At 65.7% G+C, this 16,100-nt stretch carries 18 protein-coding genes, 1 tRNA gene and 1 pseudogene; 7 read left to right on the forward strand and 13 right to left on the reverse strand.

Going from position 1 to position 16,100, the window contains the following annotated elements; translation table 11 throughout:
• Window positions 1–192 precede the first annotated feature (192 nt).
• Window positions 193–1,023: a 23S rRNA (guanosine(2251)-2'-O)-methyltransferase RlmB gene (rlmB, locus tag WN73_RS04515; protein WP_028175995.1), complete on the forward strand. Its 831-nt coding sequence runs from the start codon at window positions 193–195 to the stop codon at window positions 1,021–1,023.
• Window positions 1,024–1,132: 109 nt separating this feature from the next.
• On the opposite strand, the gene WN73_RS04520 is transcribed toward rlmB, so the two are convergent.
• Together WN73_RS04520 and WN73_RS04525 are read right to left on the reverse strand one after the other, a co-directional pair.
• Window positions 1,133–1,612, reverse strand: coding sequence for a hypothetical protein (locus WN73_RS04520; RefSeq protein WP_028175994.1), 480 nt, complete (start codon window positions 1,610–1,612; stop codon window positions 1,133–1,135).
• 44 nt (window positions 1,613–1,656) lie between these two features.
• Window positions 1,657–2,142: a hypothetical protein gene (locus WN73_RS04525; protein WP_011088249.1), complete on the reverse strand. Its 486-nt coding sequence runs from the start codon at window positions 2,140–2,142 to the stop codon at window positions 1,657–1,659.
• Window positions 2,143–2,448: 306 nt separating this feature from the next.
• On the opposite strand from WN73_RS04525, the gene WN73_RS04530 reads away from it, so the two are divergent.
• Entirely contained in the window at window positions 2,449–2,901 is a 453-nt protein-coding gene (locus tag WN73_RS04530) for a hypothetical protein (RefSeq protein ID WP_011088250.1), read from the forward strand.
• Between the two features lie 163 nt (window positions 2,902–3,064).
• A tRNA-Thr gene (locus WN73_RS04535) sits at window positions 3,065–3,139 on the forward strand.
• 19 nt (window positions 3,140–3,158) lie between these two features.
• On the opposite strand, the gene WN73_RS04540 is transcribed toward WN73_RS04535, so the two are convergent.
• The 6 genes and pseudogenes from WN73_RS04540 to WN73_RS04570 form a co-directional block, all read right to left on the reverse strand.
• A complete protein-coding gene (locus WN73_RS04540; RefSeq protein WP_028175891.1) occupies window positions 3,159–3,572 on the reverse strand; it encodes a GFA family protein in 414 nt (137 codons plus the stop codon).
• A 276-nt stretch (window positions 3,573–3,848) separates the two neighbouring features.
• A complete protein-coding gene (locus WN73_RS04545; protein ID WP_028175890.1) occupies window positions 3,849–5,687 on the reverse strand; it encodes an outer membrane protein assembly factor BamB family protein in 1,839 nt (612 codons plus the stop codon).
• A 102-nt stretch (window positions 5,688–5,789) separates the two neighbouring features.
• A complete protein-coding gene (locus tag WN73_RS04550; protein ID WP_028175889.1) occupies window positions 5,790–6,503 on the reverse strand; it encodes a class I SAM-dependent methyltransferase in 714 nt (237 codons plus the stop codon).
• A gap of 80 nt (window positions 6,504–6,583) precedes the next feature.
• Entirely contained in the window at window positions 6,584–7,303 is a 720-nt protein-coding gene (locus WN73_RS04555) for a class I SAM-dependent methyltransferase (RefSeq protein ID WP_011088254.1), read from the reverse strand.
• A 245-nt stretch (window positions 7,304–7,548) separates the two neighbouring features.
• A pseudogene (locus tag WN73_RS04560) lies at window positions 7,549–8,068 on the reverse strand (methyl-accepting chemotaxis protein); the annotation flags it as partial.
• 261 nt (window positions 8,069–8,329) lie between these two features.
• Window positions 8,330–8,509 (reverse strand): hypothetical protein, encoded by a 180-nt coding sequence (locus WN73_RS04570; protein WP_028175886.1) that lies wholly within the window; start codon window positions 8,507–8,509, stop codon window positions 8,330–8,332.
• Window positions 8,510–8,612: 103 nt separating this feature from the next.
• Between WN73_RS04570 and WN73_RS04575 the strand changes: the two genes are divergently transcribed.
• Together WN73_RS04575 and WN73_RS04580 are read left to right on the forward strand one after the other, a co-directional pair.
• Entirely contained in the window at window positions 8,613–9,002 is a 390-nt protein-coding gene (locus WN73_RS04575; RefSeq protein ID WP_028175885.1) for a hypothetical protein, read from the forward strand.
• Window positions 9,003–9,307: 305 nt separating this feature from the next.
• Window positions 9,308–9,562: a hypothetical protein gene (locus WN73_RS04580; RefSeq protein WP_011088256.1), complete on the forward strand. Its 255-nt coding sequence runs from the start codon at window positions 9,308–9,310 to the stop codon at window positions 9,560–9,562.
• Window positions 9,563–9,583: 21 nt separating this feature from the next.
• On the opposite strand, the gene WN73_RS04585 is transcribed toward WN73_RS04580, so the two are convergent.
• The 4 genes from WN73_RS04585 to WN73_RS04600 form a co-directional block, all read right to left on the reverse strand.
• Window positions 9,584–9,826 (reverse strand): DUF6719 family protein, encoded by a 243-nt coding sequence (locus WN73_RS04585; RefSeq protein ID WP_011088257.1) that lies wholly within the window; start codon window positions 9,824–9,826, stop codon window positions 9,584–9,586.
• A 252-nt stretch (window positions 9,827–10,078) separates the two neighbouring features.
• Window positions 10,079–10,786, reverse strand: a complete 708-nt coding sequence (locus tag WN73_RS04590; protein WP_028175884.1) for an outer membrane protein — start codon at window positions 10,784–10,786, stop codon at window positions 10,079–10,081.
• A 286-nt stretch (window positions 10,787–11,072) separates the two neighbouring features.
• Window positions 11,073–11,507, reverse strand: a complete 435-nt coding sequence (locus WN73_RS04595; protein ID WP_186363043.1) for a hypothetical protein — start codon at window positions 11,505–11,507, stop codon at window positions 11,073–11,075.
• Between the two features lie 196 nt (window positions 11,508–11,703).
• Window positions 11,704–12,072, reverse strand: coding sequence for a His-rich protein BRANT (locus WN73_RS04600; RefSeq protein ID WP_028175882.1), 369 nt, complete (start codon window positions 12,070–12,072; stop codon window positions 11,704–11,706).
• Between the two features lie 251 nt (window positions 12,073–12,323).
• On the opposite strand from WN73_RS04600, the gene WN73_RS04605 reads away from it, so the two are divergent.
• Entirely contained in the window at window positions 12,324–12,866 is a 543-nt protein-coding gene (locus WN73_RS04605; protein WP_028175881.1) for a tetratricopeptide repeat protein, read from the forward strand.
• A gap of 108 nt (window positions 12,867–12,974) precedes the next feature.
• Window positions 12,975–14,360, forward strand: a complete 1,386-nt coding sequence (locus WN73_RS04610; RefSeq protein ID WP_271551800.1) for a serine hydrolase domain-containing protein — start codon at window positions 12,975–12,977, stop codon at window positions 14,358–14,360.
• Here WN73_RS04610 and WN73_RS04615 read toward each other — a convergent pair.
• The gene (locus tag WN73_RS04615) at window positions 14,350–15,912 is read right to left on the reverse strand and encodes a S10 family peptidase (RefSeq protein ID WP_271551802.1); all 1,563 of its coding nucleotides are present in this window, start codon (window positions 15,910–15,912) and stop codon (window positions 14,350–14,352) included. The two genes, WN73_RS04610 and WN73_RS04615, sit on opposite strands and share 11 nt — an antisense overlap.
• Between the last annotated feature and the right edge of the window lie 188 nt (window positions 15,913–16,100).

Raw genomic sequence — 16,100 nt, forward strand, 5'->3', positions numbered from 1 at the left:
CAATCGGGCCGGACCTTGCCGGCGACCGAGAACGGCCATGGAACGTGAAGGCCGCGACAGCCCGGATGGGGGCGCGACCGGGCGCGTTTATGGGCGATGCGGTGGGGCAAAGTCAACCGAGGCGAACAGCTAAAATCGCCCTCGCAGGCGCTCAAATTGCCATATTACGGGACCCGTGACACAAGCGAGCCCATGAAGGATCGAAAATTCACCTCCAAGGGCTCCCGCGGCGGGGCTAAGCCCTTCAACAGGCCCGGGAAATCGGCCGGCCGGCCGGCCTGGCGCGACCGTGATTCGGCATCCGACGGGCCGGTCATCCTCTATGGCTGGCACAGCGTCACCATGGCGCTGCAAAACCCGGCGCGGCGGATCCGCAAGCTGACGCTGACCGAGAACGCCGCAAGGCGCCTCGCCGAAGAGAATATCGAGACCCGCGTCACGCCCGAGATCGTCCGGCCCCAGGAGATCGACCGCCTGCTGTCGCCCGACGCCGTGCATCAGGGCCTGCTCGCCGAGGCCGATCCCCTGCCCTCACCCGACATCGAGACCTTGACGCCGGAGGGCATGGTGCTGGTGCTCGACCAGATCACCGATCCGCACAATGTCGGCGCCATCCTGCGCTCCGCCGCGGCCTTCGCGGTGAAGGCGATCGTCACCACCGCGCGCCACAGCCCGGAAGCGACCGGCGTGCTCGCGAAAGCCGCCTCCGGCGCGCTCGAGCTGGTGCCCGTCGTGACGGTGCAAAACCTCGCCCGCGCGCTGACCGCGCTGAACGAGCGCGGCTTCCAGACCGTCGGGCTCGACAGCGAAGGCAGCGAGGACCTCTCAAACGTCGCACTGCGCGAACCGCTGGCGCTCGTGCTCGGCGCGGAAGGAAAAGGCCTGCGGCAATTGACGCGCGAGACCTGCAGCGTCGTGGCGCGGCTCGACATGCCCGGCGAGATCAAGAGCCTCAACGTCTCCAACGCAGCCGCACTCTCGCTCTATGTCGGCGCGAGCCGGCTCGGGCTGATGAAGCGGTAGCCGCGGACGCAACTACGCTCCCTCGCCCCGCAAGCGAAGAGACACAAACAAGAAACGCCCGTCCGCATGACGCGGACGGGCGCTTCGAAAAACTCAACCGATCAAGTGATCAGTAGTAGCGGCGCAGCACGCGGTGGCCGCCATAGTACGGCGCGGGCGCGTGGCGATGGGCGTAACCATAGCGCGGGCCGTAGCCGTAATGCACGCGCGGCAGATAGCCGTAGCGCGGGCCATAGCCGTAGCGATACGGACGGTAGTACGGGCGGTGATAGGGATAGGCGGCGGCGCGATAGCCATAACCATAGTTGGCGGGGGCGACGACCGCGTCCTCACGATAGGTCGGATACGGCGCGAAGGCGCCCGGGCCGGTGTAGGTCGGACCCTGGTTGACGTAGTAATACTGCGTGGTCGGCTCGGCGAGACGCTCATAGGCGCCATAGCCATAGCCGTAACCGCCGCAACCGGTGTTGCAGCCGGAATAGACGGGCGCAACCGGCTGGCACGGATTGAAGCCGCAAGCCGCGGCCGGCGCGGCCCCGACGAACATCACGGCAGCCGCCGCGACCAGTCCCGAAATCATCTGACGCATTACTCTCTCCTGTTGATTTCCGTATCTCGGATTTTTGACGTTTCTTAACCCGGCGGCTTGCCGGGCACCTCGGCACGCGGCCGGGGCCGACGATGCTGCGGATTCACATTGATCTCCGGCGCCAGGATCACCGGCGGCGGATCGGCGGGCACGTCCATCTGCGGCGGCAGCGGCGCCGATTGCGCGCCCCAGCTCTGGTGGTAGCTCTCGGCCGGCTTCGGCAATCTGCGGTTCGCGGGCGGCTCGACCTCGAGCCGGCCGTAGCCGGGCCGCAGGCCCAGTGTCGGATAATAATGGCCGACGTCGTCGGGCTGCCGCTCGGCGATATAGCGTCCGCCATAGATCGTCGGCTGCACCTGGACGTTCTTGCCGAGGCCCCAGACACCTTCGACGACGCTATAGGACGCGTCGATGCCATTGATGATGATCGGCACGCCGGGGCGGCCGGGCACGACGATATCGAAGCCGCCGCCGGCAAACGCCGTCGCGGGCAGTCCGATCAGAAAGGCTGCGAGCGCCAGAGCGCGCATGGTGGGATCCCGGTTGTCTGGAACACAACCTAACCGATCGCGGCACACAGAGGGTTAAGGCCGGCTCACCAAATGCCGGTAAGCCTAACGCGCAAGGGGCGCGGGCCGCTCAAATGCCGCAAGCTGCGCTAGCGAAGCGTTAACGCGGCGCAAGCTCGCCGCACGTGCCGGAGCGCGCAAGGTTGCGTGGCACAAACTTCACATCCTGGGCGGGCTCACGTCGATGTGACCCCGCGTGCGAGAATCCGCGGAACGACTACCAGATGCCGCACTTAGCACAGGTCTCAACAACATGGAGAAAATGCCATGACGAGCCTGAAGCTTCTTGGCTTGGCCGCGATCGTCGCGTCCACGCTGGCAACACCGGCCTTCGCGCAAGCGACAGTCGACAATTCGGGCCGCTGCACGGGGCTCTTCCAGGATCCCAATTGCCAGAATCTCGGTCCCGGCAATGCGACCGCCGACCGCGCCTATCGCCGCCGGCACATGGCCCGCGGCCAAGTGAATCCGAATGATGGAACACAATCGGGCTTCTGGCCGCTCGACACCGCGGGCGCGGTGGCTGGTGCGGCGGTCGGCACCGCCGCAACGATTGCGGCTGCACCGTTCCAGGGCTGGGGCAATTCCTACGCGCGCTATGACAGCGGCGGCCCCGCCTGGTACGGCAACTGGGACGCCTACGCAGCCCGCAACGGCATCGTGTGCAGACCCGGCACATGGTTCAAGGGCGAAGACGGACGGCGGCACCTCTGCCAGTAAGGCCCCGGCCATCAGGCTGAAAGCTTGCAGGCGGCCCGACGGGCCGCCTGTTTCTTGCCGGCGAAACGCCACTGCCAGGTTCTGGCACTTTCCGACCAAGTCTGATATTGCGACGCCCGAGCGGGCGGACAGCTCCGGCACATGCCGAGCCCTGCCCCGCGTCGCCGGCTTAGCTCAGCGGTAGAGCAGCGGTTTTGTAAACCGAAGGTCGGGGGTTCAATCCCCTCAGCCGGCACCAGCGCTCGAGGCGGGAGCACTCAGTCCGAATTCTGCTGCGCGCTGCTCTGCTGGAAATGCTGGGCGCCGGTGATTTCCACCCAGGCATGTTTCGACTGCTCGAAAACCGATCTGATCGGTGCCGGATAGTTTGGATCCGCGATGGCACCGATGGCGACGCCGATCATCGCAGGCAGTTTGTCGGCTTTCCACCAGACCGTTGAACCGCAGTCGGGACAAAAATAGTTGCGGACCTTGCCGCCGCTTGCGGCTGTGCGGACGTATTCCTTCGACGCGCCTGAGATCGTGACGGCCTCTGCCGGATAGAAGGCACCGACACCGAACGGCGCGCCTGTTCGCCGCTGGCAGTCAATGCAATGGCAGGCAGCGACGAGGCTTGATGGCCCCGGAAGCGACAGCGCAAGGGCGCCGCAATTACATCGGGCGTCGATCATCGAAGTTCCTTCCTCTTGGTTGGCCGACGGGTCCTGCGGCCCGGATGGAGTGGAGCGCAATCCGGGACGGTGTTCCCGCATTCCGCTGCTTGGAGCGCGCTACGAAAGAGCTGTGCCCGTGTTTGAGATGCGAGTTGGATTGACCATGACTTCTCATCTTGCTCCGTCACTGCGAGCGCAGCGAAGCAATCCAGACTGTCATCGCGGAAAGACTTTGCGGTTGCTTCGCTACGCTCGCGATGACGAGTTGGTGGAGCGATGCACCTATGCTCGCCCTCACTCCTTCCCGACCTCGAACGCCAGCAGCACGTTGCCGGCCACGCCGCTCCACTGGCCGTAGCCGGAATTGGTGTAGAGCATGCCGCCGGCGATGACCGGCCCTGGGCCGTCGATCGCGCCGCCATGGGCGGGGACGCCGTTCACGGCCGTATAGTCTCGCGCGGTATCGAACTCCCACAGCAGCTTGCCGTCAGCTGTGGCGTAGGCGCGCAGGACGCCGCTGACGCCGCCGGAGAACACGACGCCGGGGATCAGGCTGACCGCCGCCGACAGCGCGGGGCTGCATTGGAGGCGATCGCCGCAGGCGACGGGAGGCACTTCCATCGCAATTTTCCCGCTGGCGAGATCGAGACCGAACAGGCCTCCACCTTGGGTGGAATCCAGCCGCCGCGTGCCATCGTGCAGGAAACGCACGTCGGAGTTCGCGACGTAGATGCGGTCCTGATCGGCGGCCGAGCCCCATTCGCTGCCGCCGAGCGCACCGCCCTTCCCGATCCGCGTCTGCCACAGGATCTTGCCGCCATCATCCGGGTCGAGCGCATGCACGACACCGGACTTCTGCGCGATGGCAAGAACACGCCTGCCGTCGCGCAAGGTCACGAGGATCGGCGACTGGCCGAAATCGTGATCGGGGCCGTGCTCGTCAGGACAATTGGTCCTGTCCGCGCCGTAGCATGCCACGATGAAGGCGTCCTTCGGGGTCGCCTGCTGCTTCCAGAGCAGCTTTCCGGTCGCAAGCTCGAACGCGAGGATCGCGTCGGCGGTTGCGGCCGGCGGATTCGAATAGGAATTGCTGGTCGCGACGTAGACGGCGTTGCGCTTCGGATCGACCGTCGGTGCCGACCACACCGCGGCGCCGGACGGGCCGAACAGCTGCGTACCTTTCGTATTCTTGCCGGTCGGATGCGGCACTTCCGGGATCGTGTAGGCCTGCCACACCGGCTTGCCGGTCACAGCCTCCAGCGCCACCACGCTGCCGCGGAATGTGCAGCATTCGTAACTGGCTTGCGAGCCGGCGGCCTCCTCGAGCGAGGACACCGGGACGTAGAGCACGCCGGAGTGCAGCGTCGGCGCGCCTGTGATGCGCGCGGCCGGATGCTCCTCGACCTTCGTTTTCCAGATCAGTGCACCGGTCAGCGCGTTCACGGCATAGGCATTGGCGCGCAAGTCACCGAAGAAGATCACGAACTGATCGGTGCCGGGAAGCGGCGCGAAGCTGATCGCTGCGCGCACCGCGGCATCGGTCGCGAATGTCCACAGCGTGCAGCCGCTTCGCGCATCGAGCGCGTGCACCTTGCGGTCGGTGCCGCCGATGAACAGCAGGCCGCCCATGATCGTCGGCGGCGCAAAGGACACCGAGGCGCCGGGAAAGGCGTAAGCCCATTTCAGCCGCAGGCGCGGCACCTCTTCCGCGGTCAGCCCCGCCATGTCGGCCGGCTGGAAGCGGCTGTTGCCAGCGTCGACGCCCCACCCGTTCCAGCGTGGACCGTCAAGCGGCTCTGGAAAGCCACGGACCTGCTGCGCGCAGCGTCCTTCTGCGTCGGCTGCGACGCCGCCGGTCGCAGTCTTGCCAGTGACGAAGGAAGCAATCGCGCGGCGTTCCTCGTCGCTGCGCTCCTTCGCCATCGCTGCCATGCTGCCGGTGGTCAGTGTCCCCAGCACATGATCGAACGACATTCCTTGCATGGCGCTACGGCCCGGCACACGGCTTTGGCCATCGCCGCCATCGTGACATTGCGCGCAGTGGCTTGCGTAGAGCGCAGCGCCCTCCTGCTGCGCCAGCGCCGGCGCGCAGTACCAGATCAGCATGGCGGCAATCGCAACACTCGGTCTCATGGCGTGCTCCGGCATCGTCACCGCAACGCGAGATGGCTTCATGCAACCCAAAGTGTAGCGCGACGGCATTCGCGGAGGCAACGGGCGTCCCGCGTGCGTCCGTCACATCCCCGTGGCAATGCGGATGCGATCGGGCAATTCATCCAGCCGCCAGAGCCCGAGGCTCTTGTCGCGCCAGCCACCGCCGCCCTCCTCGCAGCGCTCGTTGATCAGTTCGCGCGGCGCCGGCCAGTTGAACGGCGCCGTCGCCATGTTCAGCGCGCGCCAGTCGCCGTCCTCGCAGTCGCGATTTGCATCCCATTCGGGAAACGTCGTGACCAGCAGGAAGCGCGCGCCGCTCGCACGAAAGTTCGTGACGGCGCGAGCGATGTTGTCGAAGCTCAAATGAACCAGGCAGTCGCGGCACAGGATCAAGTCGGCCGCCGGCAGCGTATCGCGCGTGATGTCCGCGACGCGGAAGCGGCCGGCCAGTTCACCTCGTGCCGCGCGCTCGCTATTGGCCTCGATCAGCGACGGCACGATGTCGATGCCGGTGTAGTCGAGATCGAGCTTCATGCGGCCGATCCAGCCCGCATCGCCGCAGGGCGCATCGAGCAGCGAGCGCGCGCCGAGCCGTTGCAGCAGTGCAGGAAGCGCCTCCCGGATCGCGGCCGTGGCGGGATCCTCCGAGCCGAGGCCCGAGACCGAGCCGGCCGCGCCCCACAGGTTCGTCTTCTCGATCCGCTCGAACCGCGCGGCGAGATCGAGGGCCGCGAAATTGTCACGATCGGCAGCAAAGCGTTCGTGGGCGAGCACGGGCGGACGGTTGGGGATCATCGGACGCTTCCAAATCCAGATTCCATCGCGAGCGCAGTCTACACGCGAAACGTCGCGTCAGAAATCACAGGCCTTTCCACTCAAGCCGGCTTCTGCCACTCCATCATGTGAAAGTAGGGCACCCGGCGATGAAGGTCGTTTCTGCGGGGGTCGCCGCTTGTGGGCTCCGGTTCGACAAACAGTCGCAGCTGGAGGCCGTGGTCGAGCAGCAGCGTCATGTAGGTGCCGAGCGGACGATGCCAGTTCTGGAGCCGGATGCCGCGCCAGCTCAGCCAGATCGGGCGCTCGTCCATGTAGTGATCGATGGCGAAGCGCATCTCGCCCTTGCGGTCACGTGCCCAGCCGTCGGGCTGGCCCGCGGTGTTGAAGCTGGTCAGATTGGCGATGAGCAGCGTGCCGCCCGGCCGGAGCGCCCCCACCATCTTCGCGATCGCCGTACCGAGATCGGGAATGTCAATCAGGCTGAGATAGCTGACCACCAGATCGAAACACGCATCGATATCCATCGTCTCGGCACGACCGAGCCGATAATCCCCGCGGGGGTCGAGCTCCCTAGCGCGCGCGAGTAGCGCCTCGGTCGGATCGATGCCGGTGGTGCGGATGCCGGCGCGCTGCATGATGCGGCAGAAGCGTCCCTCCCCGCAGCCGACGTCGAGCGCATTGCGGAAACCGCGGCCCTCGATCCGCGCGCGCATCGGCGCATCCAGCACGAAGCGGCGGCCGTAGTCGCCGTCCTCACCCTGCTCGATGATCCAGGCGGCCGCGGACGCGGCCCAGCCGTCGTCGACATCGTCGGTCATGGGCTGCCTTCGAAGGGGCGCGGACGCCGAACGCCGCGGGGACGGCTACTGATCACAGATTGGATCAGAATTCAACATCAGGTAGCATGCGCACCCGATGCGCCCTACCACGCCCAAAGAGAAGGCCAGGATCGCCGCCGGCGCGATTACGGCCGTCGTCATGACGGCCATGCTGTTCGTCATCGCGCTAGCGTTGCTGCTGCCGCAATAGAGACTCTTGGCGCGGCGGATGCCGCCGCGCGGACTCAGGCGGCACGCACCGTCCGGAGGAATTTTCCGACCTCGTCCTTCAGCCGGTTGCTGTCGGTCGCCAGCATCTTTGCGGTCGAGAGCACCTGCAAGGAGGCCGAGCCGGTTTCGGCCGCGCCGCGCTGCACGTCGGTGACGTTCGAGGAGACCTGCTGGGTGCCGTGGGCGGCCTGCTGCACGTTGCGCGAGATCTCCTGGGTCGCGGCGCCCTGCTCCTCGACCGCCGCGGGAATGGTCGAGGACGCTTCCGAGAGCCGCTCGATCGTCGCGGAGATGTCGCGGATCGCGTTCACCGATTCCTGGGTCGCGGTCTGGATGCCGGAAATCTGCAGGCTGATCTCGTTGACCGAGGAGGACAGCTCTTCCGTGGCGGTAGCAACCGACTGCACGGACCATGTCGCGGCGACGCTGCTCGGCCGCCTGCTTCTCGGCTTCGGCCTGCGCCGCCTTGAGCCGCTCCACTTCGAGTCCGTTGGACTTGAACTCTTCGACCGTCCTGGCCACGTCGCCGATCTGGTGCGGAACCAAGCACGTACGTCGCTCGTTCTTGCCCCATGCGGATCAGGGCAGACCATCGAGACATATTCTTGCCGGGGGGCGGTGACGCTGTGCTGCGTCGTCGTAGCCGGCGCTCTTGCGCTGTACGAGCCCGTCTTTGGACAGGCTCCGGAGAGGCAGGTCGCCGACAGCAGGCCGGTCGAGGCCGCAGCCCCGGCGGCGGTCCGGGTGGTCGGTGCGCCCTTCGTGCCCAACGTCAACCCGCGCGAGCGATAGCACTCACCTCTGGGATGTGCCCTTCGGAGACGTGCCCTCGCCCTCCCCGGGCTGGCCATGGGCCCGCGCCAATTCCTCGGCGAACGCGATCACCTCCGCCCGCTTGTCGGGCGGCAGCGACAGGAACGCGCGAACGAGCCTCAATCCTTCGGCTTCATCCGCCTGCTCTTTTCCGGCATCCATGCGCCCACTGTCGGGCGACCGGGAAAAATATGCAATCCCTCGGAGGATATCTTCTTGATTCGTCCCTCGAGCTTTGGTGGAGTACCCCTAACGGGGGTGGCCCATGAAGTGGATCCGAGAGCGCGACGCATTGATCGCGCAGACACTGGCCTTCGTCCAATCGGTAACCGGCAAGAAGGATGACCTCCATCCGCCGGAAAGCCCGCCTGCTGCATTCGCGGTGACCACGGAAATCGTGACCGTGCAGGCCATCGCGATCGAAACCGACCCGCCACCGGCCGTATCTCCGCCCGCCCCTCAAGCTCGGCCCGTCCAGGTCCCGCCGCCCCGCACGGGTGGCGATTTCCGTACCGAGATGCAGGCCAGGATCGCAAATTTCCGCAAGCATCAGGAGCGGTTCGAGCGCGAGCGCGAGGAATATTGCGCGGCGACCCTGACAAAAGTCCGCGCCGCCATCCGCGACGGCGGCCCTCCTCCACCGGCCGCCAAGTAAGGCAGGCCGTCCGTCTGGCGACCTACAGCCAGGACCAAACCAGCCAGAGATTGGCTGCGCAGGCGCCGAGCAGCGCCACTGTCAGCGGCAGGAGCATGTGCCCGCAGGAGGTTTTCAGGTCGCTCGTCATGGCCGAAAACATCCGCTGATTCCGGCCGGAGAGTCCCAGGGATTCTTTTTTTGGAGATTCAGGACTCGTTTACGACTCAAGGACCCCGGGCACCGCGATCACGGCGCCGTGATCAGCCGCCGGCCGGAACCCCTCGCCATTGAAGTCGTTAACGCGCTTTCCGGGAGCGGGAAGAATGCCCTACGCCCTGTTTTGCAACGATGCCCAGATCAGCAAGGCCTATCCTGATGAGTCCGACGTCTGGAAATTGGCGCAGCGGAGCGGTCTCGTCGTGGATGTCAGCGCCGACGACAACCGTGCCGGGCCGCGGCGTGTGCTCGACAACGACTACGAGATTAAGCCCTGCCGGGCAGCGCAGGGCGAGGACCCCGCCACGAACAAGGCGGAGGCCGAGCGCCAGTCCAGGATAGAGCTTCAGTTGAATTTGTGAGGTCTGGCCGGAAGCCGGGGTTCAGGGCGTCGCGGTCGCCAGCGATGCCTGCTCGCCGGCCAGCGCCACGCAGGCCTTGCGGCGGTGCAGCCCGCGGATCGCGCCGGTGACCTTCAACACCTTGCCGGACGGACAGGACGCGTCCTTGACGAAGGCCACCTCGTAAGGTGCCAGCATCAGAGGCTCGGATTTGAGGATTGTTTGAGCAGTGCACGGCCCGCCGACGAAGCACACGAGCACCGCTGCCGACACCAAGATACGCATGACCGTCGTCCCACCAGCCCGATAATTCTCATATAACGCGTTCCGGAGCGCGAGTTCCGTAAGCGGCAAAAATTATTTTTGCTTTACGCCAGCCCCATGACACGCGTGAGAAGGCGCGCGCCGGAATGTTTGCTTGCAAATGACGCGCCAGATGGTTCACGCAAAGCAAAGAACCGGCCGCCAGCACGGGCCGGCATACGAAAAGGCCGGCGGGAGCCGGCCTTTGTCGGAACTGCGATTGCCGCTGGCGGGTCAGTAGCGCGAGGCTGACGGACCACCCCAGCCGAAGCGGTAGTTCACACCGACCTTGACGGTATGCTCGTCCTCCCGGCCGCGGACGCCGACGATGTCGGCCGGCCCGGAGGTGAAGGTGGTGCTACCGAAATTGTAGTACTGGTACTCGGCCTTGGCCGACCAGCTCGGCGCGAACATGTATTCGAGGCCGGCACCGACGGTGTAGCCGTCCTTGTTGTTACCGGTGGCGGTGAAGCCCTGCGGCACGCCGGCGACGTTGACGCCAAGGCCGCCATTGCGCCAGGCGTAACCACCCTTGGCGTAGACCAGCGCCGGACCCCAAGTGTAGCCGATCCGGCCTGTCACCGACCCGAGCTGGTCGGTATTGGACGTCACCTGCGTTCCCAGTGGGAACGTGACACCGTTGTTGTTGGTCGGCAGCCAGGAATACTGGGCCTCGACACCGACGACCCAATTGGGCGCGAACTGGTAGTCGAAGCCACCCTGCACACCGCCGAGGAAGCGGGCGTCGCTCGACTGGAAGCTGCTGTCGCCGGCGAACGCGCCGCCAACATGGCCGCCGATGTAGAACCCGGTCCAGTTGTAGATCACCTGCGGCGGCGTATAGGCCGGTGCCTTGGTATAGGCGCGCGGCTGCATGTCGGCCGCTGCGGCCGGCGCGGCCAGCGCAAGCAGAGCGACTGCGCCCAGCAAGATCGTTTTCATGATCATCCCCGTTCTTTCAAATTCGACACTCAGGAAACAACGTGGCGTGAATTAGGTTGCTTCGCGGCGATGCCGGAACGTTGATCGTTCGCTACTGTGACGGGGTGGCAACATCGCGATTTTGTTCCGTCACGTTGCCCTGCACCGGCTGTTTTGTCGCCTGCGCAAGGCTTGCCGTAACAATCTGTCGCAAGGCGAACCCGCCCCGTTCAAAGCTCGCCAAAATGTGATCCAGCGGCTCCGGCGACTGCAGTCCTAGCACCAGCCGATGAAGACGGGCTTTGCGCTACCGCATCATCTTTTCCAGTTCCGGAAAGGGTGCGTAAACCGCACCGGTACAGAGCTCGCTGGCGCGATCGAGAACACGGTCGGCCCGTCCGTTGACGAAGACGACGGCGCGCTCGCGCATGCCCTTGTAGCTGCCGTCGGTCTCGCGGGGCGTGAAGCGCAGGCAGCTCACGTAGAACTGCCGGCCGCCGAGCTCGCGCAACACCGGCTCGGCCATGCTGGCCTCGCGCACGCCGACCGGATTGTTCAGATAGGCGCGCATCAGGGCGAGCGTGTCACCGCGGAAATTGTCGGGAAAAGGCTGAGGACCTCCAGCCTGGGTCCCATCCATCAGGGTTGGACGGTCACCGTCGCTGCCGAAACACGCTGCGAGCGCCAGCGGCAATGCCAGGATCAATAGCAGGCTCACCGCACGTTTCGCCAATCGCCCCACAGGTCACGCTCTCCGCTCGCTCAGACTCGGAGATGTTCTAGCCCCAAGGTTGCACGAAGGGAATTCGCTTGCAGGCGCACCGGCCCGCCGCCGGTGCCTTGCGCTTTCGCGCAAGGCACCGAGACAGCGGACCGGGCCTGAATTCCGCACGCGGCGGCGGGGCAATGCCAGGGATGCCGCCGCGCGGGATCAGTCGTTAGCTGCGCTTCTCGGTCGTCACCGGCTTGGTCGCGTCCGGCTGCGCCTTCAGCGACTTCTTGGCCGACAGATGCTTGTGGTGATGGCGATGCGTCCGCACGGTCTTGTGCTCGTCAGGCGTGACCGCGGCGTTCGCATTCATCGTCTTCGACTTGGTGTCGACCTTGGCGTCCGCCTTGACGTCGGCGGCCTTGGTGTCGGCCTTGACGCCGGCATCCGGTTTCGCGGCGGTGTTCGACACCTTGGTCTGGCTCTGGTCCGCCTTGATCACCGGCGCGGTCGTGGTGGTCTTGCCGGCCTCGGCGGCGAAGGCCGGGGCTGCGATCACGGAAGCTGCGAGCAAGGCTGCGGAAATGGTCTTCAACATGGTTGGTCTCCTCTTGGAAGGATCTTCAGGCGGGCGCCCTCTCGCCAACCCTTCGATCGTAGGTGGGAGCCTAGGCCTCGCGCGCTGAACCCAGTCTGAAGCCGGTTGCAGGCTTCCGTTCATCTGGATGACAAGTTTGTCATCTGCCCAGGGCGAATAGATCGTGCGAAGCGGGAATGTTTTCGCCCGTTGGGTGTTCCGGTCTTCGGGCAATCGTGTAGGATCGCCACGTTCCATACGGGAGAACTTAGATGCGCAAACTCTCAATGCTTCTGCTGCCGGGGCTCGTTTCCATGACGCTCGCAGCCGGGCCGGTGCTGACCAGCGCCTATGCCGCGGGGAGCGACGAGCCCTCGTCGCCGCCGAAGTCGGACACTTCGACCAAGAAGGGCAAGAAGAAGAGCTCGTCCGTCAGCGATCCGAAATTCCTTGCTGCCTATCGCACCGCCTACACCACGATCTACGACAATCATGACTACACCGGCGCGATCGATCAGTTGAAGTCGCTCAAGCGCGACGACGTCGCCGACGTTGCCAATCTGATCGGCTATTCCTATCGCAAGCTCGGCGACTACCAGTCGTCGAAGGTCTATTACGAGCTGGCGCTGAAGGACGATCCGAACCACGTCCGCACCTGGCAGTATTACGGCCTCTGGCAGCTCGAGCAGGGCAACCGCGAGCAGGCGCAGTATCACCTGAACAAGATCGCCTCGCTCGCCGGCACCGACAGCTCCGAGTATCGCTCGCTTGCCGCGGCGCTGGACAAGCCGACCGGCGCGACGCTCGTCTACTAAGCCATCCCGTTTCCGAACGACGCGAACCGGCACAACCTAGGGGTTGTGCCGGTTCTGCTTTCTCGGCTAGCCTCGCGCACCAATCCTTCCCTCGCAAATCGGTGCGCAATGGACACGTGGCTGCGATCCGCGATCGACTACATCAGCTCCTGGATCGAATTCCAGCAGACGACAATCCAGCAGCCTGGTGTGATCGTCGCCTTCGTCTATCGCGGCGATGTCGTTGCCGAGCACGCCTTCGGCCTCGCCAATCTCGACACCGGCGAGAAGCTCACGCCGCGCCACCGCTGCCGCATCGCCTCGCACTCCAAGAGTTTTACCTCGGCTGGCATCATGAAGCTGCGCGAGCAGCGCAAGCTCCGACTCGACGATTCCGTTGGGCAGTATGTCGGCGGCCTGCATCCGCGCGTCGCCGAGACCACGATCGCGCAACTGCTCTCGCACAGCGCCGGGCTGACGCGCGACGGCGCCGATTCCGGCCAGTTCATCGATCGTCGTCCGTATCTGAACGCGGACGAGTTGCTCGCGGAGCTGAAGCTACCGACCGCGATCGAGCCCGGCACGCGCTTCAAATATTCCAATCACGGCTTTGGCCTGCTCGGTCTCGTGATCGAAGCGGTGACGAAGCAGCCCTACACCGCCTGGATCAAGCGCGAGATCATCGAACCCGCGGGTTTGCGCGAGACCGAGCCGGACGCGCCGCTCCCCAAAGGTGCGGCGTTCGCACGCGGTCACACGCGAAAAGTGCCGCTGGGCGAGCGCTGCGTGATCCCCGGCGACAATCCCACACACGCGATGGCGTCCGCCACGGGCTTCGCCGCCACCGCCGCCGATACGGCGCGTTTCTTCGCGCAGCTCGCGCCCAACGCAAGAAAGAGCGTGCTGTCGGTCGCCAGCCGCCGCGAGATGACACGACATCATTGGCGTATCCCGCAGAGTTTCGAGGCCTATTACGGCTTGGGCATCGGCGCCGGCAAGCTCGACGGCTGGGACTGGCTCGGCCATGGCGGTCACTTCCAGGGCTATATCTCGCGGACCTGCGCCATTCCCGCCTGCGAGCTCGCGATCAGCATCATCAGCAACTCCATCGACGGCGCTGCGCCGTTCTGGATGGACGGCGCGATGCAGATCCTGCGAACGTTCAAGACCCGCGGCGCACCCGACCGGCGCGTACGCGACTGGACCGGCCGCTGGTGGACGATCTGGGGCGCGACTGACCTCGTGCCGATGGGCGACCGTGTGCTCATCGCCAACCCGCAGTTCAACAATCCGTTCATGGATGCCGGCGAGATCGAGGTGACCGGCCGCGATACCGGCAGGATTGCCGCCGCCGCCGGCCATTCAAGTCATGGCGAGCCGGTGCGCCGCGTCCGCGATGCTCGCGGCAAGGTCAGCGACATCTGGCTCGCCGGCGCCAACGTCAAGCCTGCGAGCGTCGTCGCCCGCGAGATCGCGCGCCAATATCCACCGCGCAAGCGTCGGCCTACTCCCTGATCAATCCCTCGACCTCGCCACGAAGCGCCTGCCGCGAGCCGTCGCGCGAATAGAACATGTGGCCGCCGGGATAGACGACGAACTTGATCCGCTGCGTCGCGAAGGCCGGCAACTGGTCGAGCACCCGCTTGGATCCGAAATAGGGCGTGGCGAGATCGAACAGGCCATGCGCGACCAGCACGTTCAGCTTCGCGTCGGCGGCGAGGACCTGCCGCAGATCCGACACCGACTGCGGCGGGTTGATGCCGCGGCCGAAATCCCACTGCCCCTCGACGGCGCCGTTGAGGACTTCATAGGAGCCGTCCGGCCGCCAGTTGAGCTTGCGTGTCAGGACGTCCACCGCGGCGCTCGTCAACGGCGCCTGGAGCGCGTCGCCCGAGGGATCGCCGAAACGCGAATTGCCCGAATCCGGGTAGGGATCGAGGCCGCGGACCGAGGCATCGTAGCGTCCCGTCACCTTGCCGTTCTTGCGGTCGAACTCGCGGCGGAATTCACCGATGTCGAAGCGGCCGGCGAGCCTGCGGCTCACCGCCCGGTCGATGCCGGTGAGCTCGGCGACCTTGTCGGCAAGGCGATTGGTGGCCTCCCTGTCGGCCTCGCCCTTGACGAGGTCGGCCAGGAATTCGCCGCGCGCGTAAGCCTCGACGTCGGCGAGATCGGCGCGCTTGACCGGTCCTTTGGCCTCGCGCGCCACCGCCACATAGCTCGGCAGCGTTGCGACATATTGCAGGAGGCTGGTGCCGGTGAACTCGCGGAAGTCGAGCAGCGGCGACACCAGGATCAATCCCCTGACGCCGACGCCGTGCTGGACCTGCAACTGGCGCACCACCTTCGGCCCGCGAATGCCGCCATAACTCTCGCCTGCAACGTATTTCGGCGAGACCAGCCGGTCATGCCTCTCGAGCCAGCGGCGGATCACCAGCGCGATCGCATTGACGTCACCGTCGACGGAATAGAAGGACTTGCGCGCGTCCTCGCCGGTCGCAACGAACCGGCTGTAGCCGGTGCCGACGGGATCGATGAAGACCAGATCGGTGAAATCAAGCCAGGTCTCCGCGTTCGGCTTCACGTCGGGCGAGGCCGATGGCGAAAGGGCTTCGCCATCGAGCGGCAGCCGCCACGGGCCCGCAGCGCCGAACTGCAGCCATGCCGAGGACGCGCCGGGTCCGCCGTTGAACAGGAACGTCACGGGACGCGTCGCGCGGTCTGAACCGTCGAGCTCATAGGATGTGTAGGCGATGTCGGCCAGCGGCTCGCCCTTGCCATCGAACACGCGGATCGAGCCGGCGGTTGCGGCGAAGTTGAGCGTGCGACCGGGCAGATCGAGCGTCTGCTTCGTGGTCGAATCCGAGGGAAGACGGTGCGGCTCGGCGGCCGACGGCGAAGCTTGCGGCGCGCTTTGCGTGCCGCCGCCGCGTCCGCCTTTCTGTCCGGCCGGCGCCGCCGTCTCAGATCGCGGCTGCGGCGGATCGTCCGCACGCGCAAGGCCCGCAAGCGCGAAGGCCGACACCGCCAGCACCAGGATCGCGCGGCTCGGCAAACTCGTGGTCATGATCGTTCTCCCTGCCGGCTGTGAGAGCCCGGCGAGGCCAAAAGCCTAGCGCAAAATTGCGACGGTTTGGGGGATTGTGGACTCGAGGGCGCCCAAGGAGGCCGATCGGGCTCGAAACGACCGGGTTTCGTCCCGAATCGGCAGCCGCCCGTTTGCCTTGAAGGGCGGTCATCCTCGACAATGCAGGC

The organism is Bradyrhizobium sp. CCBAU 45394, from assembly GCF_028128655.1.
GTDB lineage: Bacteria > Pseudomonadota > Alphaproteobacteria > Rhizobiales > Xanthobacteraceae > Bradyrhizobium > Bradyrhizobium diazoefficiens.